This is a genomic window from Mesorhizobium shonense (assembly GCF_040545255.1).
Taxonomy (GTDB): Bacteria; Pseudomonadota; Alphaproteobacteria; order Rhizobiales; family Rhizobiaceae; genus Mesorhizobium; species Mesorhizobium shonense.
On the sequence record NZ_JBEPLM010000028.1, the window covers coordinates 24,929 to 46,929 of the forward strand.

At 63.7% G+C, this 22,001-nt stretch carries 20 protein-coding genes and 1 pseudogene; 5 read left to right on the top strand and 16 right to left on the bottom strand.

Going from position 1 to position 22,001, the window contains the following annotated elements; all coding sequences use genetic code 11:
• Window positions 1-86: 86 nt before the first annotated feature.
• Window positions 87-1,154 carry a cyclic nucleotide-gated potassium channel gene (locus ABID26_RS35000; protein WP_126096920.1) on the top strand — a complete coding sequence of 356 codons (1,068 nt, stop codon included), beginning with the start codon at window positions 87-89 and terminating at the stop codon, window positions 1,152-1,154.
• A 483-nt stretch (window positions 1,155-1,637) separates the two neighbouring features.
• Here the strand turns inward: ABID26_RS35000 and ABID26_RS35005 are convergent, their stop codons facing one another.
• Window positions 1,638-2,300, bottom strand: coding sequence for a peroxiredoxin-like family protein (locus ABID26_RS35005; protein WP_354418072.1), 663 nt, complete (start codon window positions 2,298-2,300; stop codon window positions 1,638-1,640).
• Window positions 2,301-3,261: 961 nt separating this feature from the next.
• On the bottom strand, window positions 3,262-4,086 hold the full coding sequence (locus tag ABID26_RS35010; RefSeq protein WP_126096922.1) for a class I SAM-dependent methyltransferase: 825 nt from the start codon (window positions 4,084-4,086) through the stop codon (window positions 3,262-3,264).
• A 173-nt stretch (window positions 4,087-4,259) separates the two neighbouring features.
• Between ABID26_RS35010 and ABID26_RS35015 the strand changes: the two are divergent.
• Window positions 4,260-4,454: pseudogene (locus tag ABID26_RS35015) on the top strand (cyclic nucleotide-binding domain-containing protein); the annotation flags it as partial.
• 170 nt (window positions 4,455-4,624) lie between these two features.
• Window positions 4,625-6,154, top strand: a complete 1,530-nt coding sequence (locus ABID26_RS35020) for a YifB family Mg chelatase-like AAA ATPase (RefSeq protein ID WP_126096923.1) — start codon at window positions 4,625-4,627, stop codon at window positions 6,152-6,154.
• A gap of 67 nt (window positions 6,155-6,221) precedes the next feature.
• Here ABID26_RS35020 and ABID26_RS35025 read toward each other — a convergent pair whose 3' ends face one another.
• The 13 genes from ABID26_RS35025 to ABID26_RS35085 all read right to left on the bottom strand — a co-directional run bounded on the left by ABID26_RS35025 (window position 6,222) and on the right by ABID26_RS35085 (window position 18,071).
• Complete coding sequence (locus tag ABID26_RS35025) at window positions 6,222-6,809, bottom strand: TetR/AcrR family transcriptional regulator (RefSeq protein ID WP_126096924.1); 588 nt, start codon at window positions 6,807-6,809, stop codon at window positions 6,222-6,224.
• 30 nt (window positions 6,810-6,839) lie between these two features.
• Window positions 6,840-7,430, bottom strand: a complete 591-nt coding sequence (locus ABID26_RS35030) for a DUF308 domain-containing protein (RefSeq protein WP_126102473.1) — start codon at window positions 7,428-7,430, stop codon at window positions 6,840-6,842.
• Between the two features lie 383 nt (window positions 7,431-7,813).
• Entirely contained in the window at window positions 7,814-9,982 is a 2,169-nt protein-coding gene (locus ABID26_RS35035; RefSeq protein WP_126096925.1) for a malate synthase G, read from the bottom strand.
• 251 nt (window positions 9,983-10,233) lie between these two features.
• Window positions 10,234-12,255 (bottom strand): hydantoinase/oxoprolinase family protein, encoded by a 2,022-nt coding sequence (locus tag ABID26_RS35040; protein WP_292374948.1) that lies wholly within the window; start codon window positions 12,253-12,255, stop codon window positions 10,234-10,236.
• A 363-nt stretch (window positions 12,256-12,618) separates the two neighbouring features.
• Entirely contained in the window at window positions 12,619-12,921 is a 303-nt protein-coding gene (locus ABID26_RS35045; protein ID WP_126096926.1) for a cupredoxin domain-containing protein, read from the bottom strand.
• 60 nt (window positions 12,922-12,981) lie between these two features.
• Complete coding sequence (locus ABID26_RS35050; protein WP_126096927.1) at window positions 12,982-13,608, bottom strand: CDGSH iron-sulfur domain-containing protein; 627 nt, start codon at window positions 13,606-13,608, stop codon at window positions 12,982-12,984.
• 161 nt (window positions 13,609-13,769) lie between these two features.
• Complete coding sequence (locus tag ABID26_RS35055) at window positions 13,770-14,141, bottom strand: endonuclease domain-containing protein (RefSeq protein ID WP_126096928.1); 372 nt, start codon at window positions 14,139-14,141, stop codon at window positions 13,770-13,772.
• 213 nt (window positions 14,142-14,354) lie between these two features.
• On the bottom strand, window positions 14,355-14,702 hold the full coding sequence (locus ABID26_RS35060; RefSeq protein WP_126096929.1) for a hypothetical protein: 348 nt from the start codon (window positions 14,700-14,702) through the stop codon (window positions 14,355-14,357).
• A gap of 245 nt (window positions 14,703-14,947) precedes the next feature.
• Window positions 14,948-15,487 carry a hypothetical protein gene (locus ABID26_RS35065; protein WP_354418075.1) on the bottom strand — a complete coding sequence of 180 codons (540 nt, stop codon included), beginning with the start codon at window positions 15,485-15,487 and terminating at the stop codon, window positions 14,948-14,950.
• A 46-nt stretch (window positions 15,488-15,533) separates the two neighbouring features.
• Complete coding sequence (locus ABID26_RS35070) at window positions 15,534-16,040, bottom strand: hypothetical protein (RefSeq protein ID WP_126096930.1); 507 nt, start codon at window positions 16,038-16,040, stop codon at window positions 15,534-15,536.
• Window positions 16,041-16,044: 4 nt separating this feature from the next.
• Window positions 16,045-16,557 (bottom strand): hypothetical protein, encoded by a 513-nt coding sequence (locus ABID26_RS35075; RefSeq protein ID WP_292374955.1) that lies wholly within the window; start codon window positions 16,555-16,557, stop codon window positions 16,045-16,047.
• Window positions 16,558-16,673: 116 nt separating this feature from the next.
• Window positions 16,674-17,045, bottom strand: a complete 372-nt coding sequence (locus ABID26_RS35080; RefSeq protein ID WP_354418077.1) for an SIR2 family protein — start codon at window positions 17,043-17,045, stop codon at window positions 16,674-16,676.
• Between the two features lie 129 nt (window positions 17,046-17,174).
• Window positions 17,175-18,071 carry a ParA family protein gene (locus tag ABID26_RS35085; protein ID WP_354418079.1) on the bottom strand — a complete coding sequence of 299 codons (897 nt, stop codon included), beginning with the start codon at window positions 18,069-18,071 and terminating at the stop codon, window positions 17,175-17,177.
• Between the two features lie 151 nt (window positions 18,072-18,222).
• Here ABID26_RS35085 and ABID26_RS35090 point away from each other — a divergent pair, with 151 nt between their 5' ends.
• On the top strand, window positions 18,223-18,411 hold the full coding sequence (locus tag ABID26_RS35090; RefSeq protein ID WP_292374964.1) for a hypothetical protein: 189 nt from the start codon (window positions 18,223-18,225) through the stop codon (window positions 18,409-18,411).
• Window positions 18,412-18,552: 141 nt separating this feature from the next.
• On the opposite strand, the gene lepA is transcribed toward ABID26_RS35090, so the two are convergent.
• Window positions 18,553-20,358 (bottom strand): translation elongation factor 4, encoded by a 1,806-nt coding sequence (lepA, locus tag ABID26_RS35095; protein ID WP_067323374.1) that lies wholly within the window; start codon window positions 20,356-20,358, stop codon window positions 18,553-18,555.
• A 336-nt stretch (window positions 20,359-20,694) separates the two neighbouring features.
• Here lepA and ABID26_RS35100 point away from each other — a divergent pair, with 336 nt between their 5' ends.
• The gene (locus ABID26_RS35100) at window positions 20,695-21,759 is read left to right on the top strand and encodes a TadE/TadG family type IV pilus assembly protein (protein ID WP_292374968.1); all 1,065 of its coding nucleotides are present in this window, start codon (window positions 20,695-20,697) and stop codon (window positions 21,757-21,759) included.
• Window positions 21,760-22,001 lie beyond the last annotated feature (242 nt).

The following is a 22,001-nucleotide window of genomic DNA, read 5'->3' on the forward strand; positions in this document are numbered from 1 at the left end:
GCCATTTCGCAGCGAAAAGCAAGCACCTTTGCGCTTGCCTTGAAGGCATTCTATTTTGGAGCGTGGTAGCCGCTCGTGGGCATAGAATGTCGGTATTGCCTTTCCTGAGAATCTACGCGCCGCCCAACGCGGTGCTGGCCGCGCCTGGGCTTCTGGCGGTGGCTGCGCTCACGATACCGGACATGTCCGGACCAAGCAGGCTGGCTCTTGTTGCCCTGCTCGCTGTCATTTGGGGCGCCTATCTCCTGCAAATGGTCGCGACGCTGCTCAAGCGGCGGGCGGGAGGCGTACGGCACAGGACGCCGGCAATCGCCATCGATGTGCTCGCGGTCTTGGTTCCACTCGCGGCATTTCTGCTCGTCCGCACGCCCGACTGGAGCCTCTACTGTGCTGTCTGGCTGCTGAAACCGCTGCGCGACTCGACCTTCTTCCCGGTGCTGGGCAGGGTGCTGGCCAACGAAGCGCGCAACCTGATCGGCGTCACCACGCTCTTCGGCGTCGTTCTGTTCGCTGTCGCGCTCGCGGGCTATGTCATCGAGCGCGACATCCAACCGGAAAAGTTCGGCAGCATCCCTCAGGCAATGTGGTGGGCGGTGGTCACGCTGTCCACCACAGGCTATGGCGACGCGATTCCGCAGAGCTTCGCCGGCCGCGTCCTTGCCGGGGCGGTCATGATGAGCGGCATCGGCATCTTCGCGCTCTGGGCCGGCATTCTTGCCACCGGCTTCTATCAAGAAGTCCGGCGCGGGGATTTCGTCCGCAATTGGCAATTGGTCGCCGCCGTGCCGTTGTTTCAGAAGCTCGGCCCGGCCGTGCTGGTCGAGATCGTGCGCGCGTTAAGACCCCGCATGGTGCCGGCGGGCGCCGTGATCTGCCGCATTGGCGAGCCCGGTGACCAGATGTTCTTCGTCGTGGAGGGGCGCGTCAGCGTCGCGACGCCGAACCCGGTGGAGCTTGGCCCCGGCGCCTTCTTCGGCGAGATGGCGCTGATCAGCGGCGAACCGCGTATGGCAACCGTCAGCGCCGCAACGGCGGTCTCACTCCTGTCGCTGCACTCGGCGGATTTCCAGATGCTGTGCAGCAGCAGCCCGGAGATCGCGGAAATCATCCGCAAGACCGCGCTCGAGCGGCGCGGCGCGGCACCGATTGCTTGACCGCGTCAAGGGCACTGTGATCATCGCGGTCCAAGATCGTCGCCGGACGGCGCGCGTCTGTTCCCGTAATGTTCTTGCCTAAATCCGAAATCTATGGTTGTCTGGCCTGACCTTGCTCGCGGGCTGATCGTAAACTCGAAGCGGCGGCGGCCGACGGGCACAATCTGCTGATGGTTTGCTACATTAATTTCCGCCCGAAACCCACATCGTCTCTGGTCGTCGCCGGGTGCTGCCTCAAGGCGTAACAGTGACCCTATCCAGCCGTTGCAAGCACGCTGCCGGAAGGCCTTGAACGGGTGGAAAATCGCCGTACTGCGCGCCTGTCGGAAGCCACGTGATTGCGGAGGGACGTCGCTTGGCCTATGCGCTGAGGCTGGCTCACTCTAGCGTCCGCCCGTTCAATGGAATCGCTACGAAGCTTACGGGCAGACCCGGGCCGCCGCGCTTGAGCACCTTGATCATGGCCTCAAACCCATAGAATCGTTACAGGGCGCGGTCGTCGAGCGAATGTGCGACTTGGGACGCTACAGATATCAGTTCCTCGGGTTTCGGCGCCCTGAACGTTTGGAGACCAACCTCCAGAACTTCAGTGAAGCTCCAGCGCACGATGCCCTCCCGGTCGATTAGGAACTGACCGACAAGCTGCCCCTGGCCGGAAGCCATCATCTGCTGATCGGCTTCTGTAATCTCATATCCTTCCTTCTTGTTGAGTAACTCGGTCATTGCCATCACGTCCATAGGTTCCGGCAACTCGCCCGGAAGGTCAATCCGTATCGCCGTGACCGTGTCCATCCCGACCTCGCGCAAGCCGAAAGCACGATGCGAGGCCCGCTCCGGGTCGGACGCGGCGAAAAGGTGGGGCATCGGGTGGTAGCGGAAATAGAGCCGTGCCCGTTCGACCGGCGTATTGACCACTGCCAGGCATTCGACGCCTTTCTCACGCAGAGCCGGATTGAGTTGCGCCATGGCCGCGATGTGACGGCGGCAGAACGGACAGTGCAGACCGCGAAACAAACCGATCAACAACGGGTTACGGCCTCGAAAATCATTGAGCGCAATCTTGCCTTCGCGCGAGATAGCATCGAGCACTATATTGGGCGCTGGGTCGCCCGGCTGCAGTGGGTGGTCAACACTACACATGGACATGGACAAACTCCTCGCCCAAGCTCAGTCGGCAAAAGGCAGCAACACTACATTTCGGGTTGGACCCGTGCTGGGCGCAAACTCCCGCGCCAGAGCAAACAGCGTTCGGCCTCTGCCATATTGCCAAGGTCAAGATTGCAAGCCCATCATAGCACGGAAAAAGCATCTGCGGCGCACGCATATCGCGAGCCGTCTCGGGCGCCGCGGCAAACAGTAGTCGTCTCATCCGTGCCATTGGACGACCACAGCGGCGAGACCGACAGGATCTTTCAGATGCGCGTTCTAACGGTGCTCAACGTCTTGAAACTTGGGCGGCTTCGATGTGGCCGGAGCCAATGTGGCGAATGAATTTCACTCGGTAGCACTCCCGAATTGTTGTTCTGCAGGTCAGCTTCCGAAGCTTGTTTTTTGACGCTGAAGTCTGCGGCGACTAGGGTCGTCAACGGATCGTATCACGACACTTGCGAGGCTGGCCGGCAATGTCGGGAGCTGGCGTGACCTGCTCGTTCTGGCAGATGAGCCAACGGCACCTTTCCCCCCACCCATTGCTGCCCTTCCTGGGCCGTTTCTCCTTCCCGAAACCCGACGTCGAGCGCAACCAGCGCTCCTGACCCGAACCGGTCATAGACTACGACGAGTTCGACCGGACGTCAGCAGGACGGAAAGCTGCCATTTGGATGGTCGATCCAAGCTCGATGCCCGGTTGCGCGCCTCAAGGGCGGGGCACTTTGGCGTAGCCGAGCAACCGCTCATTCCTCGGGCAAGCCAGCCAGCCGCCACCCTTCCACAAACATGTCGAACAGTCGCGGACTGTGGCGCAGCGGGTGGCTTGCCTTCATGACGGCGATCGAGACGCGGGGATTTGCCGCCCGCAGCTTAGCGATTGCATCGCGTGCGATCGATGGATCCTGACCGTCGGGAGGAACCGAGCGTCCTAGCGATGCTCACGCCGCAACGACAGCTGCTATCTGCGAGCGACCAGGACGTGAGCCTCTTGGGGGAACGTCAACTCCCCTCCACTTGAATAGATTGCCAGCGAGGAACTTAGATCACCCGTGATCGCTGTGATTACTGCATCGCGATGTCCGGCATCCATTCCGCTCACCAGTCCAGCCTGGGGAGTTGCTGCTAGCTGTAGTCGCACGTATTCCTTTGGCGAGGGGAAACGGATGTTCTGGGTAATCGTGTGGACGGTCACATGGCGAAAGCCCGCGCCAGCCACCAGTCGGTAAAGCTCGTCAGCATCGGCGAGTGAATGCTCGGACCGTTTGGTTGCCGAAGCGCCTGGACCGAGATGTCGGTCCAAGGCTTCTGCCAGAGCCTTCGCCGCAGGAGTGTGGTCAATAGCGCTGAAAACGCTTAAGGCCAGTCGGCCGTTAGGCACCAGCACCCGGAACATTTCACGTAGCGCACCCGATCGGTCCGGGAAAAACTGCAGTCCGAGCTGGCAAAGAACCAGGTCGAAGGTGGAGTCAGTGAACGGCATTTCGAGCGCGCTTCCCTCGCACCAGTCAATACGCGGTCCAGCGCCTGTCGGGAGCGATCGAGCAACGGCAAGCATGCCCGTATTGATGTCGAGGCCGACGACCTGCCCCCCTCCCATACGCTCGGCCGCGACGCGTGCCACCACGCCGGTGCCGCAGGCGAGGTCCAGAACCCGCTTACCAGATTGAGGCGCAGCACGATCCACTAGGTCGGCGGCCCACAGGGCGGTAATTGCCGGGACCAAGTAACGCTCGTAGAGTTCCGCGGCGCTGCCTTCCAGCTGCCACTGCTCCTGCTGGGCCATAGAGTCCCTCCCGCACAACCAGCCGCTCGGGCAACGGGCCCGACCAGAGCTTTAAACAGCAGTCATAAAGCGCGTGTATGTCAACCAGCAACCAGTGTGGAAACAGAGCAGATCGATGGAAGGTCCGCTCACCCACCCTAACGAGACCTCTACTCCTGTCTCAGCGAATGCCCCCCGGCGCCTTCTTCGGCGAGATGGCGCTGATCAGCGGCGAACCGCGTATGGCGACCGTCAGCGCCGCAACGGCGGTCTCACTCCTGTCGCTGCACTCGGCGGATTTCCAGATGCTGTGCAGCAGCAGCCCGGAGATCGCGGAAATCATCCGCAAGACCGCGCTCGAGCGGCGCGGCGCGGCACCGATTGCTTGACCGCGTCAGGGGCACTGTGATCATCGCGGTCCAAGATCGTCGCCAAACGGCGTGCGTCTGTTCCCGTAATGTTCTTGCCTAAATCCGAAATCTATGGTTGTCTGGCCTGACCTTGCTCGCGGGCTGATCGCAAATCCGCGGGTGGGCCGGCATCCGGGGGCTTGAGAAACATGGTGGCGCGAGTTCGCACGGTGGCTTTCCAGGGCATCGAGGCGGTGCCGGTCGATGTCCAGGTGATGATCGCGCCGGGCAAGGTCGGCATGCAGATCGTCGGCCTGCCGGACAAGGCGGTGGCCGAAAGCCGCGAACGCGTGCAGGCCGCGCTTCATGCATCTGGCCTGTCGATGCCGTCGAAGAAAGTCACCGTCAATCTGGCGCCGGCGGATCTGCCCAAGGAAGGCAGCCACTACGACCTGCCGATCGCGCTTGGGCTGATGGCCGCACTTGGCGCCATTCCGGGCGACATGCTGGCCGGCTATGTCGTGCTCGGCGAACTGTCGCTCGACGGCACCATAGCGGCGGTGGCCGGAGCGCTACCGGCGGCGATCGGCGCCAATGCCGAGGGCAAGGGCCTGATCTGCCCGTTTGCCTGCGGGCCGGAGGCGGCCTGGGCCGGCAAGGATTTCGACATTCTGGCGCCGCGCAGCCTGATCGCCGTCGCCAACCACTTTCGCGGAACGCAGGTGCTGTCGCGCCCCGAGGCCGGCATCCAGCTTGCAGCGCGCGACCTGCCGGACCTCGCCGACATCAAAGGCCAGGAAAGCGCCAAGCGGGCGCTCGAAGTGGCGGCGGCCGGCGGGCACAATCTGCTGATGGTCGGACCGCCCGGATCGGGCAAGTCGATGCTGGCGCAAAGGCTGCCCTCGATCCTGCCGCCGCTGGCGCCGAAGGAGCTGCTGGAAGTCTCGATGATCGCTTCCGTTGCCGGCGAACTCGGCGAAGGCAAGCTCACCGACCGGCGGCCGTTCCGCGCCCCGCATCATTCGGCCTCGATGGCGGCGATGGTGGGCGGCGGCTTGCGCGTGCGGCCGGGCGAAGTGTCGCTTGCCCATCACGGCGTGCTCTTCCTCGACGAGTTGCCGGAATTCACGCCGCAGACGCTGGATGCGCTGCGCCAGCCGCTGGAGACCGGCGACTGCGTGATCGCGCGCGCCAACCATCGTGTCACCTATCCGGCGCGCATCCAGCTGGTGGCGGCGATGAACCCGTGCCGCTGCGGCATGTCGGGCGAGCCCGGCTATCGCTGCCTGCGCGGCGACCGCTGCCGCACCGAATACCAGGCGCGCATCTCCGGCCCGCTGCTCGACCGCATCGACCTCAGGATCGAAGTGCCGGCGGTCTCGGCGAGCGACCTGATCCGGCCGGACAAGGCCGAGACGAGCGCCGCGGTCGCGCAGCGTGTCGCCCGCGCCCGCGCCATCCAGCGTGAGCGGCTGGAAAAGCTGGGCGCCTCCGCCACCACCAACGCGCATTGCCCGCCTTCGGTCGTCGAGGAGATCGCCAAGCCCGACGCCGCCGGTCTGACGCTGCTCAAGGACGCCAGCGAAAAACTCGCCTTTTCGGCGCGGGCCTATCATCGCGTTTTGAAAGTGGCGCGCACGCTGGCCGACCTCGACGCCAGCGAAACAGTCGGCCGCATCCATCTCGCCGAAGCGATCTCCTACCGGATGAGCGCGGAACGCATGGCGCAGGCGGCGTAGTCACAAGAAACCGCGCGGGGACCGGGTCCGCTTCTTCACGCGGCTCCGCTTGCTCTTGCTTTCCTCTTCATTGGATCCCAGGGATCAGCTTCTGCAACGTCGGCGCCATGATCGTGGCGAAAGCCGCGGTATCGCCATAGGCTCGCGCGGAAAGCATCGCTCCGTGAACGGTCGCCATGAAGGCCTCCGCCTCGACACGCGGCGTTGCGGAAATTGTCAATGCGCCTTTCCCGACGCCCCGCTCGATGACACCGGTCAGCCAACCCGAGAGAAATTGAAAATACGCCCGGACCTCCACGGCAACCTCGGGCGGAAGGGCCGGAAGTTCGCTGGCGAGCAAGGCGCAGACGCAGAACGGCCGGCTCGCATCCTCAATGCAGCGAGCCCAGAAGCCGGCGTAGGTTCGAAGCAACTCAGGCGACTCAGGCACATTGCGCTCAAGCTCCGCCATGCCCGTGACGGCATCCTCGAGGTAGCGCCTGACCAGGGTCTGCACCAGATCGACCTTGCTGGGGAAATGGTGGTGGATGCTGGCTTTGCGGATGCCGATCACCTCGGCGATATCGGCGTAGCTGAACCCGTTGTAGCCGCCGGCGACGATGAAGCGTCGCGCGGCGGCCAGGATGTCATCGGCAGTGTTCGAGGGCTTGTTCATAGACATGCCTAACGTCCAGCGGAGAAAACCTCAACTCACGGCCCGCGGCGACTTGCGAAGGGCACCGCCGACCGACAGCCACACGGCGGACACGAGGAAGTAGAAGGCGCCGAAAGCGGCATAGGGCGCAACGTTGGCGATGCCAATAGCCTCCGTACCCGTCGCCATCTTTACGAAGAAGAGGCCGGCCAGCGCCGATTGGGCGCCGCTCAGGATCATCGCCCACTGGGCGCCGTTGATTTTCCAGCGACGCACCGCGGTCAGCAGCTGAAAAGCGCCGGAGACAACGGCCCAGACACCATAGACCGAGAGCACCGCATTCATGCTGCGGCCAAGCGCGATGGCGACAGCAATCGTGGCGACGATGCTGACGACGACGTTGAGCAGCTGCGACTTATTGCGACCGAGCCCGCCGCTGCGCTGCGCGTCGACATAGTTCGCGAGCGCGTCCCACACGGGGTAGGCGATCAGCGTGACAGCGGCGAGCGGTGGATTGTTTTTCGCGATGGTGAAAGCCACAGCAACCCAAGCCGCCGATACGGCGAACCGCAGATAATAGTAGCTCTTGAGCCAGGTATTTGATTGCGGGGCGCGGCTTTGATCGTTCATTTGTACAGACATGATGGATCTCTCGTTTGACAAACCTTCCAACTAGTAGGTAGATTACGAATCGTCAAGGCGTTCAAGGCTGGTTGCCGCTCACCTCGGCATCTCTTTTGTGTGATCGGCGCTCGCTAGCTCGCCAGCCCGGCGCTGGCCGAAAGCCTCCCAGGCTGCGCGGCACGCGGTTGTGTGCGTCAAGTTCTGCAAAAAGGGGCGACCATGATGGCTGGTCATGCGGCTTGTCGCAGAGGGTGGCCGCGAAGCGGCCGCGTGGGGTCCTGCGCGGCGCCGACTCCCACCCCAACCAGGCGCCTTCGAAACAAGCCTGAAAAAGTCGAGTCTCTCACCGGTGAACCCGCTTCGCGGCCACCCTCCCCTCAACGGAAAGGTGAACGCCGCGGCTACCGGTCCTTCGCCTTCAGCTCCAGCCGCCGCGCATGCAGCACCGGCTCGGTGTAGCCGTTGGGCTGGCTCGTGCCCTTGAACACCAGGTCGCAGGCGGCCTGGAAGGCGATCGACTTGTCGAAATCCGGCGCCATCGGGCGGTAGAGCGGGTCGCCGACATTCTGGCGGTCGACGATCGCCGCCATGCGCTGCAGCGAGTCCCTGACCTGGATCTCCGAGCACACCTTGTGGCGCAGCCAGTTGGCGATGTGCTGCGAGGAGATGCGCAGCGTGGCGCGGTCCTCCATCAGGCCGACATCGTTGATGTCGGGCACTTTCGAGCAGCCGACGCCCTGGTCGATCCAGCGCACGACATAGCCGAGGATGCCCTGCGCATTGTTGTCGAGCTCGCGCTGGATCTCGTCCGGCGTCCAGTTCGGCCGCACCGCCACCGGCACCGACAGAATGTCGTCGAGCCTGGCCTTCGGCCGGCTCTTCAGCGCCGCCTGCACGGCGTTGACGTCGACCTTGTGATAGTGGGTGGCGTGCAGCGTCGCGGCCGTCGGCGACGGCACCCAGGCGGTGTTGGCGCCGGCCTTGGGATGCGCGATCTTCTCAGCCAGCATCGCCGCCATCAAATCGGGCATCGCCCACATGCCCTTGCCGATCTGGGCATGGCCGGCGAGCCCGCATTCGAGCCCTATGTCGACGTTCCAGGCTTCGTAGGCGGAGATCCAGGCGGCCTGCTTCATGTCGCCCTTGCGGATCATCGGGCCGGCTTCCATCGAGGTGTGGATCTCGTCGCCGGTGCGGTCGAGGAAGCCGGTGTTGATGAACACCACGCGCTCTCTCGCGGCGCGGATCGCCTCCTTGAGGTTGACGGTGGTGCGCCGCTCCTCATCCATGATGCCCATCTTGATGGTGTTTTTGGGCATGCCGAGCAGGGCCTCGACGCGGTCGAAGATCTCGACGGCGAAGGCGACCTCTTCCGGCCCGTGCATCTTGGGCTTCACCACATACATCGAGCCGGCGCGGGAATTGGCGCGGCGGCCGTTTTCGCCGACATCGTGCAGCGCGATCAGCGCGGTGAGCGCCGCATCCATGATGCCTTCCGGCACTTCGTTGCCGTCGCGGTCGGTTATCGCGGGGTTGGTCATCAGGTGGCCGACATTCCTCACCAGCATCAGCGAGCGGCCGGGCAGCGTGAGCGTGCCGCCGCCGCGCGAGGTGTAGGTACGGTCCAGATTGAGCTTGCGGACAAAAGTCTTGCCGGCCTTGGTGATCTCTTCCGCCAGGTCGCCCTTCATCAGGCCGAGCCAGTTGCGGTAGACGACGACCTTGTCCTCGGCGTCCACCGCGGCGACCGAATCCTCGCAGTCCTGGATGGTGGTCAGCGCCGCTTCGAGGAGAACGTCGGCGATGCCGGCCGGATCGGTCTTGCCGATCGGGTTGGCGCGGTCGATGACGATCTCGATATGCAGGCCGTTCTTGACCAGCAGCACGGCTTCCGGCGTGGCCGCATCGCCGCGATAGCCGATGAACTGCCTGGGATCGGCGAGCGTGGTGGCGCCGGCGCCCTCGCCCGCTTTAAGCGCGCCGTTCGCCACCGAGAGCCCGTTGACGCCGGCCCATTTGCCGGTGGTGAGCGGCGCGGACTGGTCGAGGAAATCCCTGGCCCAGGCGATGACCTTGGCGCCGCGCGTGGGGTTGAAACCCTTGCCCTTCTCGGTGCCTCCCGTCTCGGGGATGGCGTCGGTGCCGTAGAGCGCATCGTAGAGCGAGCCCCAGCGGGCGTTGGCGGCATTGAGCGCATAGCGCGCATTCATCACCGGCACGACGAGCTGCGGCCCGGCGACGACGGCGATCTCGGGATCGACATGTTCCGTGCTGACGCTGAAGGCCGGGCCTTCCGGCACGAGGTAGCCGATCTCCTTGAGGAACTCCTTGTAGGGCTCCATGTCAACCGGCGCGCCGTTGGCGCGGTACCAGTCGTCGAGCTTTACCTGCATGGCATCGCGTTTGGCGAGCAGCGCGCGGTTCTTCGGCGCGAGGTCGTGGACGATTGCCGAAAAGCCGCTCCAGAATTTTTCCGGATCGATGCCGGTGCCGGGCGTGGCCTCCTCGGCCACGAAGTCATGGAGCTCCCGGGCGATTTGCAACCCGGCGATCTCGATGCGGTCGGTCATCAGCACGTCTCCAGATATAAGGCTTTGCCGGGCCTTTGGCACGCCGGGGTTCAAGGGTCAATTCGGCTTAGGGTTAAGTAGGGCGGCGGGGCCCTCCCTTCTCCCCTTGTGGGAGAAGGTGGATCGGCGCGCAAGCGCCGAGACGGATGAGGGGTGTTCCAGCGGAGTGAGACGTCGGCTTTCCCTGGAACACCCCTCATCCGTCGCCTTCGGCGACACCTTCTCCCACAAGGGGAGAAGGGAAGGCGCCTTCACACCGCAATCCTTGGCCGCCCCGAGGCCACCGCCACCACATGCGCCTCGATGAACATACGCTGTCCCTCGATGGTCGAGACCTTGAACTCGGTGGAAACGCCGATCTCGGCGCTGTCGGTGCCGGCGTCCTTGGCCCGTTCGGCGACGATCGCGCGGACATCGGCTTGCGCCGCCGCGATCGCCGCCGCCTCGTCGGTGAAATCGCGCACGGTTTGGCCCGAGGCGAGGCGGAACAGCCCTTCCTTCGGCTGGCTGACGCGGGCTTCGGCCGAGACGCGCACCTGGCCGACGACGGCACCCAGCGCGTTGGCGACATCGGTATCCTCCGGCACGATGCAGCCATTGCCGACCAGCGGGGGCAGGCCGGCATAGTGCAGCGGCGCCGAGGCGCCGAGGCCGATCACCGGGCGGTCGAGCGCGACGGTGAGCCGAGCGATGCCGGGATGGGCGTCGACAGCGCGCTGCACCAGCGCATGCGCGACGGTCGCGGCGCCGTCGAGCCCGTCCTCGGCGAAAGCGGTTTCGAGGATGTATTCGGCCGACCAGCGGGTCAGCGTGATGAGCACGCGCTCGGCGATCGCTTCGGGCGTCGCCGCGATCGTCTGGCCGCGGCCGTCGCGGCGGCGGGAAAACAGCTCGGCGCCGAGGCGCGCGGCGGCGGGGTCCCAATTCGACTGCTTGCCGAGCACGTGGGCGGCATCCGACGGCGTGAAGCCGCAATTGTGCACGAGCCCGCGCGCGACCAGCCGGTTGAGCGTGGCGTTCTGGGCATTGGAGGTGAGCAGCCGGTCGAGCGCCAGCGGCACCGCGCCGATCGCCTCGTAGAGCTTTGCCTCCGGCCCGGTAAGGCCGGCGGCGAGGCGGTCCGGCACGCCGGTGCGTACGGCAAAGCGGCCGTCCATGCGGCCGGGGTTCGGCGCCCGCAGCTGCCGTTCCAGCTCGGCGGTGACCGCCTCGCCATGCGCCATGCCGGCGAGCGCCAGCGGCACCAGGCGGCGCGGTCCGAGCAGGATCTTTGGCACAAGCGCGCCGTCTTCCAGCGCCACTTCGGAATCGCCGCCGAGGCCGAAGGTGCGCATGGCGACGGCTTCCACCATGGTGCGGAAGCCGCCGACGGTGGCGCCTTCCGGATCGAGGCGCGGCCGACCCTGGTCCAGCACGGCGACGTCCGTCGTGGTGCCGCCGATGTCCGACACCATGGCGTCGTCGAGCCCGGTCATGTGGCGGGCGCCGACCAGGCTGGCGGCCGGGCCCGACAAAATGGTCTCGATCGGCCGCTGGCGGGCGAAGGCCGCCGACACCAGCGCGCCGTCGCCGCGCACCACCATCAGCGGCGCGGCGATGCCGCGATGACCAAGAAAGCCTTCGGTCGCCGCCACCAGCCGGTCGATCATCGAGATCAGCCGGGCGTTGAGCAGCGTGGTCAGCGCGCGGCGCGGCCCGCCGAGCTTGGCGGACAATTCATGGCTGGCGGTGACGGGAAGGCCGGTCTTGTCGCGGATCAGGTCGCGGGCGGCGAGCTCATGCGCCGGATTGCGGGTGGCGAAATAGGCGCAGACGGCAAAGCCCGACACCGACCGCCCAAGCTCCGGCAGCGCCGCCTCGAGGCCGGAAAGGTCGAGCTTGGCGGCATTGCCGTGCACGTCATGGCCGCCGGGGCAGAACACCACCGGATCGGTGCCGAGCGCCGTCTTCAGCCCGTCGCGTGCCAGGTCGGCCTCCGAAAAGCCGATCATGACCAGCGCCACGCGGCCGCCCTGGCCCTCGACCAGCGCGTTGGTGGCCAAGGTGGTGGACATCGACACCAGTTTTATGGCGGCCGGATCGGTGCCTGCCTTTTCCAGCACCGCATCGACCGCGCCGGAAATGCCGACCGCGAGATCGTGACGGGTGGTCAGCGCCTTGGCCTTGGCCAGCACCTTGCCTTTCGGATTTCCTTCCTCCGACCACAGCACGGCATCGGTATAGGTGCCGCCGGTATCGATGCCGAGGAAAAGAGGGTGAGGTTTGGCGATCATTTCTGGGCTGCAAGTCCGGACAACAGGTTTGGTGCCCTGCCCTTAGCCGATACGGGCTGACGGATAAAGGTGAGAGAGATGGGCCAAGGATGGAGCGTGGCGCTATGGAGGATTTATTGAGACGTCGGCGGGACAGCACCCCCCTCTGGCCTGCCGGCCATCTCCCCCTCAAGGGGGGAGATCAGATGTCGCGGACGCTTTCGCCAGTCGCCAACGTTGCAGAAACAGCGCCGGCGCCCGAGCTGCCAATCTCCCCCCTTGAGGGGGAGATGCCCGGCAGGGCAGAGGGGGGTGCCTCGCGCCAACCTCTCTGCCTGCGGATCGACCTTTGGCGGGAGACTAGCAGCTCCCCGTCGGCTTCTCCTACTTCGCCGTAACAGTGCCCGTCATCGAGGTGTGGATCGCGCAATGGAACGGGTGCGCGCCGGCGGCCGATATTTTGACCTTGGCTCTCTTGCCCTTGGCGAGCTGGCCGGTATCGAAGGAACCGTCGTCCGCCGTGGCGGTGTGCGTCTTGGAATCGGCGTTGGTGAAGGTCACGGTGTCGCCGACGGCGACACTGATCTTGGCCGGATGGAATTTCATGTCCTTGATCTGGACCGCATGATTGGCGGCGAAGGCGGGCATGGCGAAGGCAAGCAAGGCAAGAACGAGCACGGTACGCATGGTGGATTTCCTCCCATGGGTTGTGTAGCTACTCCTAAACTAACGTCGGCGCACCGCTTGTCATGCCACGAACCCCACCCTTTTATGGCTGCCATCGCAGAACGGCTTGTTGGCCGACTGCCCGCAGCGGCAGAGGAAGACCTTCGTGGTGCGGGCGATGGTGTGGCCGGTGCCCGTGACGATCTCGGCATTGCCTTCGAGCTTCAGCGGGCCGTTGACGGTGGGCGTCACGTTGAGCGGGCCATCCCGCACCTCGAGGACCTGCGCTTCCTTCAGCGGCGGCTCGCCGGTGGCGGAAAAGCCGGCCTTGATGTGGCTGTTGTCGCAGAAGGGCTTGTTCTGCGACTGGCCGCAGCGGCAGAGCGTGGCGCGATGGAAGGTCTCGTCGCCCAGCGCAATCTCGGCATGGACCGCCAGCGGGCCGTTTTCGCGCACGCGCACGGTGTTGACCACCGGCGGCTTTTCCTGCGGCCCGCCGTCTTTTCTGCTGTAGGTGATCGCGCCCGACGGGCAGTTCTCCGCCAGCGCCACCACCTTCTCGACGCTTGCCGCGTCCGGATGGATCCACTCGCCCTTGGCGTTGGGCACGAAGACATGCGGGTTGCCGAGCACGCAGTTGCGCGAATGGATGCAGCGCTTGCCGCTGAAGGAAACGTCGATCTTCTCGCCTTCGACCGTGCCTGCCATGGGTGGGGTCTCCTGTTGGGGGTTGAAGGCGAGGCTAGGGTGGTGGTGCGGATGGCGTCAAGCACAAGCTCCCCTTCTCCCCCTGTGGGAGAAGGTGGCTCGGCGCGCAGCGCCGAGACGGATGAGAGGTGTTCCAGCTTGGCAAAGACGCCCGATCCGGCTCACCGCCAAGGCTGCAAGCTTTCATCGCGCACATAAGCGATGATCGTGTCGCAGACGGCGTTCAAATCTCTCAGGACATCATCATTCCAGAACCGGAGCACGCGAAAGCCCCTGGCCTTCAATTCGGCATCGCGCTCTTGGTCGTGGCGGGACTCCGCATGCTGGCTGCCATCAATTTCGACGATCAGCCGAGCCTCGGCACACACGAAATCCGCTACGAACCGGCCGATCGGCACCTGCCGCCGAAACTTTATCCCGTCCAGCCTTCGGCCACGCAGTTCCTGCCATAAACGGCTTTCCGCATCTGTTGCTTCGCGGCGCATCGTGCGCGCGAAGTTTCGTTTGGCTGGAGCTACGGGTTGATGCGGCATAGGGAAAGACTAGCCGGTCCTTGTGATCGCTCCAACAGCCAGCGCAGCGCTCCGTCGCGCACCCCTCATCCGTCTCGGCGCTCCGCGCCGAGCCACCACCCGGCCCTTCGCAGGCTCAGGGCGTTCGAAGCTCGAAAAGCCAAGCAATTGGCTTTTCGTCCGCTGACGCGGAGCGCTTCTCACCCCACAAGGGGAGAAGGGGAAGAGGCCCCGCTACTCCGCCAGATCAACCGTCTCGGTCGAATGGTCGGTGCAGATGAAGCAGCAGGTGTCGCAGGGGTGGTCGTTGTCGGGGCCGACGCCGGCGGTGATGGAATCGTCGCCGTTCACCCAGGCGCCCCAGCAGATGTGCTCGCCGGGCTCGCAGGAGATCGGCACCGACTTCTTCGCCCCCGGACGGATGAGGAAGACCTTGTCGCCGCCCGGCCAGACTTTTTCGCTGTCGCGGCTGAATAGCTCCAGCGCCACGCCGTCCGGCCGCTGGTTGCGGATGAACACCGACATGTCGGCTGCGAAGGCCGGGGTGGTGAGGAGAAGGGCGGCGAGCAGAGCGCGAATCATGGTGAGGTCTCCCAGGAAGTAGAGCATGGGTGGGGAAGCGACGCGACCTCCCCTTCCCCCCTTGTGGGGGAAGGTGGATCGGCGCGCAGCGCCGAGACGGATGAGGGGTGTTCCAGCTTGGCGACGACGGTCGCCACCAGCGCCGCATCGTGCAAGATCGCCAGCGCTTCACTCCGTCCAACACCCCTCATCCGGCCGCTTCGCGGCCACCTTCTCCCACAAGGGGAGAAGGGGAAGAGGCCCCGCTACTCCGCCAGATCCACCGTCTCGGTCGAGTGCTCGGTGCAGATGAAGCAGCAGGTGTCGCAGGGCCGGTCGTTGTCGGGGCCGACGCCGGCGGTGATGGAATCATCGCCGTTCACCCAGGCGCCCCAGCAGATGTGCTCGCCGGGCTCGCAGGAGATCGGCACCGACTTCTTCGCCCCCGGACGGATGAGGAAGACCTTGTCGCCGCCCGGCCAGACTTTCTCGCTGTCGCGGCTGAATAGCTCCAGCGCCACGCCGTCCAGCCGCTGGTTGCGCACGAAGACCGACATGTCGGCGGCGAAGGCCGGGGTGGTGAGGAGAAGGGCGGCGAGCAGAGCGCGAATCATCATGGGTTTCCAGAGGGCAGTAGAACACGGGTACGGAAACGGCGCGACCTCCCCTTCTCCCCCTGTGGGAGAAGGTGGATCGGCGCGCAGCGCCGAGACGGATGAGGGGTGCTCCAGCTTGGCGACGACGGTCGCCACCAGCGCCGCATCGTGCAAGATCGCCAGCGCTTCACTCCGTCCAACACCCCTCATCCGGCCGCTTCGCGGCCACCTTCTCCCACAAGGGGAGAAGGGAGCCCTACCTCCTCACCTCCACATGCGGCGCGAATTTCTTCACCGCGTCGACCATCTCCTCGGCGCTGACATCGAGCGAGGAGACCTCCATATGCACGGTGGTCTTGCCGAAGGGCAGCAGGCCGAAGGCGTTGGCGGGGGCGTATCGGATCTCGTCGGGCGGCACCTCGGTAAGCTCGAAATTGAGCATCGCCGCGCCCCTGCCGGAGGCAAGCCACACGCTCCTAACCTTCTGCCACGGCACCAGCACGTCGCCGGCGCGAGCATCGCGGAAACCGCGCTGATCCAAGACGACCTGGACCCTGGTGTCGAAGGCGCCGCGCGCGATGAAGAGCCCGAGCCCGGCAAAGCCGAGCGTCAGCAGCGCCACCATGAACACGCCGCCGCCCGGCGCGCCCATGGACAGCCCCTTGACCATATAGAAGCCGAAGATCGCCGCCATCAGGAACGAGCCGAGCGCCGGAAAGATTTTTCCCGAAGCGCTGTTGCGGATTTCGAGCGGGGCGGGCATCGGCTCAGCGCCCGGATTTCATCAGCGTCCAGATCCAGCCGATGAAGGTGAGGACCAGGAACGGATAGCCGGCGGCGGGCAGCGGCGAGGAGGTGGGGAGCAGCGGCGCGCCCCACAGGATCATCGCCGCCGAGACGACGAAGAGCGCGGCCGAGAGAAAAGCGGTGAGCCGTATCCAGAGCGCGAAGGTGGCTTGCGCGCTGACCATAATGAGCCCCGCCGCCCAGAGCGAAATGCCGCCGACATAGGAAGGAACGCTGGCCTGCAGGCCCGCCGCATTGCCGGCCAGAAGCAGGCTCTCGCCGGCCAGGAAGGTGAGGAAGCCGGCCGCGACGAGGTCATTGCCCAGCCGCTGGTATTTCATCACCAGCAGCGCCACTGCCACGACGATCGCCACGCCGTCGATGGTCCAGACCGTTTCGCGCAGCGCATCGCTCGCAACGAAAGTGCCCGCCAAGCCGAACGCGCCGCCGATGGCGAGGCCGATCGCGGCAACGGTATCCAGAGTGGAGCGCATGTGACGTCTCCCCAAGCCGGAGGAGAGGATACAACGAGGTGGCGGGATGGTGAAGGTGGCATGGAATGCCAGCTACTAGGCGGGCGACGTGTGCAGGTCCAGCGCAGGCGCTAAACTCAAGAGAGCCGGAGGCCTATCGTCAAGGTATGAGGATCGACATCTATTATACACCGATAGAGATCTTGTGGGGAACTCAGCTTTAGGGAAAAAGTGTCGATAATTTTCTGACGCAGATCCGCAGCGGGCACTTGGTCCCAAATTATTTGAGCTGCATCTAAATAATTCTGGAATTTAATTAGCTTTTGGACTGCTGTCCTCTCAACTGCTTTTGGCAATTTTTGAGCCAACGATAGCAATAACTGAGTCCAGCTTGGAAAGCTTTTGCCATCAGCGGTAGCCGTCGCAATCGAAAATCCCGCTCCCAAAAAGAGCACCGCACGCCGCTCGGCAAACTCGCGCACCAATGCTTCTGGCCAAACACTACCCATCGATACCCTCAAGTATCTTCTTAGCTAGGCGGCTTATAATGTCGGTATATTCAGATGCCTGGAGAAATTGACTCCCTACCAATCCATCTTTCGAGCGCAAGGCAATTATCGGTGCGTTTGAGGATTTAGCTAGAGGAATAAGGCTGTACAGATTGGGAACGTCGCCAAGATGCAGCTTTGATACATCTTTTCTAAGCTGAACTCGATCATATATTTCCTGACTTCTTCAGGCAGGTCCTCCAATATGCGCTCGTATGCTTTTGTTGGCCGCCGTACCCCCTCCTTGGCTTTTGCGATATACTGCTGCAAGGTGTATCCAACATAACCATTCCTCACAGGTATCTTTTTAGGTACGTCATACTTGTTGAGGCTACCAGGGTTTAGGCGCTCTGATTGCTCCAAACCAACTTCATAATATTTGATCCATCCTGTCATCCAGCTTGCGATGTTCCTCAAACCGAGAATGCTGAATGCATCTGCCCCGAGTGGAGAGATAAAATGATTGCAAGATAATAGGATAGACCTATTCAAGGCGCCCAGTGAGGGGCTTACGTCGACGAAAACAAAGTCGAATTCGCCTTCGAACTTCTTGAGAAATGTTCGAAGCCAGTTCGATATCCGAAAACCTCCCGGTTTGCCGCTGGGTAGTTCCGTCCAGGCCGCCGACAGAGCGTCCTCTAGAAGCGAAAATCTTGGGTGACCAGGCAGAAGCGAAACGCCGAACCTATTCGTCTTCGCCGGCAGGAATTTAACTGCATGATTTACCGAGGCGTCGCCGTCGAGTGTCGGTTGAACCACATCTAAAATTGTATTTGTTCGTATATTATGCTTCGGATCAGACTCCGGCCAATACATATTAATTGTTTTTTCGTCACCCAATATGAACTGAGTTACATTGCATTGCGGATCGGCGTCGACTACAAGAATTCTCTTTTTCATCTCGATAGCGAGATAGGCACATATATTCCCTGTCAGCGTCGTTTTCCCGACGCCGCCCTTGTTGTTGAAAAATGAAATTACTTTCATGCTCTCGTTCCTGGCGCACTTAGGTTCGGCGACTGAACCTTATTTACAGGCGGGCCGCAAGGGCTAACAAGTCACTACTACGGTACATTCAAGGCCCTAGAGACCAGAAGCGAATCGGAATACGTTCTCTTTCTGTTCGAAGGAGGCCGGCATGGCGAAGAACACGGGTGATGACTACCGCAGAGGCGCAGTGACTGGCAGGACGCAGTTCCAGCACGAAAACGGTGACTGGCAGAAACGAGACGAGCGCACTGGCCATTTCATGGAGCGCAAGGCCTCGGAAGGTCCGTTCAAGGGTGTCGCAAAAGAACCGGACGGCCGGGATACTAAGAACTCATAGTTCGCTTGTAACCTCCACCGCGCAGCTTCAGCGCCGCGCTGGCGGGGGGCCCGCTGCCTGCCGGCAGCTCCCCCGCTTTCGAAGCCTGCCATCGATTCACTGGATCGATGGCTTGGCGCGCTCTGCACGCCAACCGGCTTCTCAATCCCCCATCTTCAGCGCCTGAATGAACGCTTCCTGCGGGATATCCACCTTGCCGAACTGCCTCATCCGCTTCTTGCCCTCTTTCTGCTTGTCGAGCAGCTTGCGCTTGCGGGTCACGTCGCCGCCGTAGCATTTGGCGGTGACGTCCTTGCGGAGCGCCGAGACGGTCTCGCGGGCGATGATGCGGCCGCCGATCGCGGCCTGGATCGGGATCTTGAACAGGTGCTGCGGGATCAGCTCCTTCAGCTTCTCGCACATGGCGCGGCCGCGCTTTTCAGCGGCCGAGCGGTGCACCAGCATGGACAGAGCGTCGACCGGCTCGTCATTGACCAGGATCGACATCTTGACCAGATCGCCCTCGCGATAGTTGGTCAGGTGATAGTCGAAGGAGGCGTAGCCCTTGGAGATCGACTTCAGCCGATCGTAGAAATCGAAGACGACCTCGTTGAGCGGCAGGTCGTAGGTCAGCATGGCGCGTTTTCCCACATAGGACAGATCGGCCTGGATGCCGCGCCTGTCCTGGCAAAGCTTCAGGATGCCGCCGAGATAGTCGTCCGGCGTGAGGATGGTGGCGCGGATCCATGGTTCCTCAATCGAGGCGATCTTGACCACGTCGGGCATGTCGGCCGGGTTGTGCAATTCCTTGGTCGTGCCGTCGATGAGGTTCATGCGGTAGACGACGCTGGGCGCGGTGGCGATGAGGTCGAGGTTGAACTCGCGCTCCAGCCGCTCCTGGATGATCTCCAGGTGCAATAGCCCGAGGAAGCCGCAGCGGAAGCCGAAGCCGAGCGCGGCGGAGGTCTCCATTTCATAGGAGAAGCTGGCGTCGTTGAGGCGCAGCTTGCCGACGGCGGCGCGCAGGTCTTCGAAATCGGCGGCGTCGACCGGGAACAGGCCGCAGAACACCACCGGCTGCGCCGGCTTGAAGCCGGGCAGGGCCTTTTGCGTCGGGCGGCGGTCCTCGGTGATGGTGTCGCCGACGCGGGTGTCGGCTACTTCCTTGATCGAGCCGGTGAAGAAGCCGAACTCGCCCGGGCCGAGCTCGTCGACATTGACGCGGGCCGGCTTGAAGACGCCGGTGCGCTCTACGAGGTATTTCGCGCCGGTGCCCATCATGCGGATGGTCTGGCCCTTCTTCATCACGCCGTCGATGATGCGCACCAGCACGATGACGCCGAGATAGGCGTCGTACCAGCTGTCGACCAGCATCGCTTTCAAGGGTGCCGCGATGTCGCCCTCGCGCGGCGGCGGCAGCTGGTGGACGATCGCCTCCAGCACGTCCGGCACGCCCAGCCCGGTCTTGGCCGAGATCAGCACGGCGTTGGAGGCGTCGAGGCCGATCACCTCCTCCACCTGCTCGCGGATGCGCTCGGGCTCGGCGGCCGGCAGGTCGACCTTGTTCAGCACCACGACGATCTCGTGGTTGTTGTCGATGGCCTGGTAGACATTGGCCAGCGTCTGCGCCTCGACGCCTTGCGAGGCGTCGACCACCAACAGCGAGCCCTCGCAGGCGGCGAGCGAGCGCGACACTTCATAGGCGAAGTCGACATGGCCGGGCGTGTCGATGAGGTTCAGCACGTAATCCTCGCCGTTTTTGGCGCGGTAGTTGAGCCGAACCGTCTGGGCCTTGATGGTGATGCCGCGCTCGCGCTCGATGTCCATCGAGTCCAGCACCTGCTCCTTCATGTCGCGCTCCTCCAGCGCGCCGGTGAGCTGGATCAGCCGGTCGGCAAGCGTGGATTTGCCATGGTCGATATGGGCGACGATGGAGAAATTGCGGATGTGGTCGAGCGGCGTCGTCATGCGGCGCGCTTTAGCAGGGGCAAGGGTGAGGGGCAAGCGGCGGGGCCTTTCCTTCTCCCCTTGTGGGAGAAGGTGGATCGGCGCGCAGCGCCGAGACGGATGAGGGGTGTTGGAAGGAACTCGACGTGGGCGGTTAGGCACCGAGAGCGGACAACTTCAAGGTCGCATTCCGTCCAACACCCCTCATCCGACCTCGCTTCGCGAGGCCACCTTCTCCCAAAAGGGGAGAAGGAGGGGGCCGCGCTCCGCTTAAACTTTCATGCACGCCTTTAGGGCATAGTTCTACCCTTGGGTTGTAGGCAGGCTGTGCTGCCGGCGCTGTTGGGGGGTCAAGCAATGTTTTCGTCCGCAAGGAATTTCGTCCGCTCGGAAAGCGGCTCGATGATGCCGCTCATGGTCCTTCTGACGATCCCGCTGCTGCTCGCGGTCGGCTTTTCCGTCGACTACACCTCGGCGACGACCACCAGGAGCAACATGCAGAACGCGCTGGACGCCGCGGTGCTGTCGATCACCACCATGCCGACGACGACCACGAAGGCCGACCGCCAGACAGCGCTGCAGCAGGCCTATAGGGCCAATAGCGGACAGGGCGATGCGACGCTCACCGCCGTCGACGTCGCCGCCGACGGCACGGCGAGCTTCAAAGCCACTGCGGCCTATCCGATGCCGACCGATTTCATGGGGATTGCCAACATCAAATCGGTGGCCGTCGGCGTGGCCTCCGCGGTGCGCAAGAAGCCGGCGCTGGTGGAGTCCACCTTCAAAGTGACGAAGGTGTCGGGCTACTGGGCCAAGACCATGACGCTCTATGGCACCCAATTCGGCAGCAAGGTGGCCAAGCCGCTGATGACGATCACTTACAATTACAACGGCTACGGCGACCCGAAAGGCTACGGCACCACCACGGTGAGCACCATCAACGGGTCGACCACGACGGTGGTCCAGAAACAGGTCTGCACGACCGGCACGGCAAAGAGCCTCGGGAAGAGCCTGCCTTCCGGGTCGGTGATCCAGACCGATCAGTATGGCACGTCCTATTCCTGCGCCGATACCTTCTATCCCGCCAACGGCGCCGGCGCGGTGATCGACGTCAGCCAAATGGACCAGCTCTATCTGCAGATGGACGTTCCGTCGGGTAACCCGAAGGTGCTGAAGTCGAACGACCCCAGCACCTCGAACCGGCTCTATATCGGCCCCAGCAAGACCGACATGCCGGAGGTGGCGACCGGGCAGAAGGTCGACATCTTCACCTCGGTGCCCTGCGGCCAGACCGGCTACCAGGCCTGGGAAGACGGCGGCAATCCGGTGCCGGCCACCGTCGACAACGCCGACTTCTTCTACACCGTGACCGGCAAGTGCGCCTTCGACCAGCGGCCGTCCGACACGGTGCTGACGCAGTAGCGGCCTCCCCTTCTCCCCTTGCGGGAGAAGGTGGATCGGCGCGCAGCGCCGAGACGGTTGAGGGGTGTTCCAGCGGAGTGAGACGTCGGCGTTCCCTGGAACACCCCTCATCCGTCGCCTTCGGCGACACCTTCTCCCACAAGGGGAGAAGGGAAAGGCCCCCCAATCACAAACCGGTGAAGCTGTAACGAAGTCTTCCGCGGCGGCGAAATGAGGAGCATCGCCGCAACGGAGACTGCTTC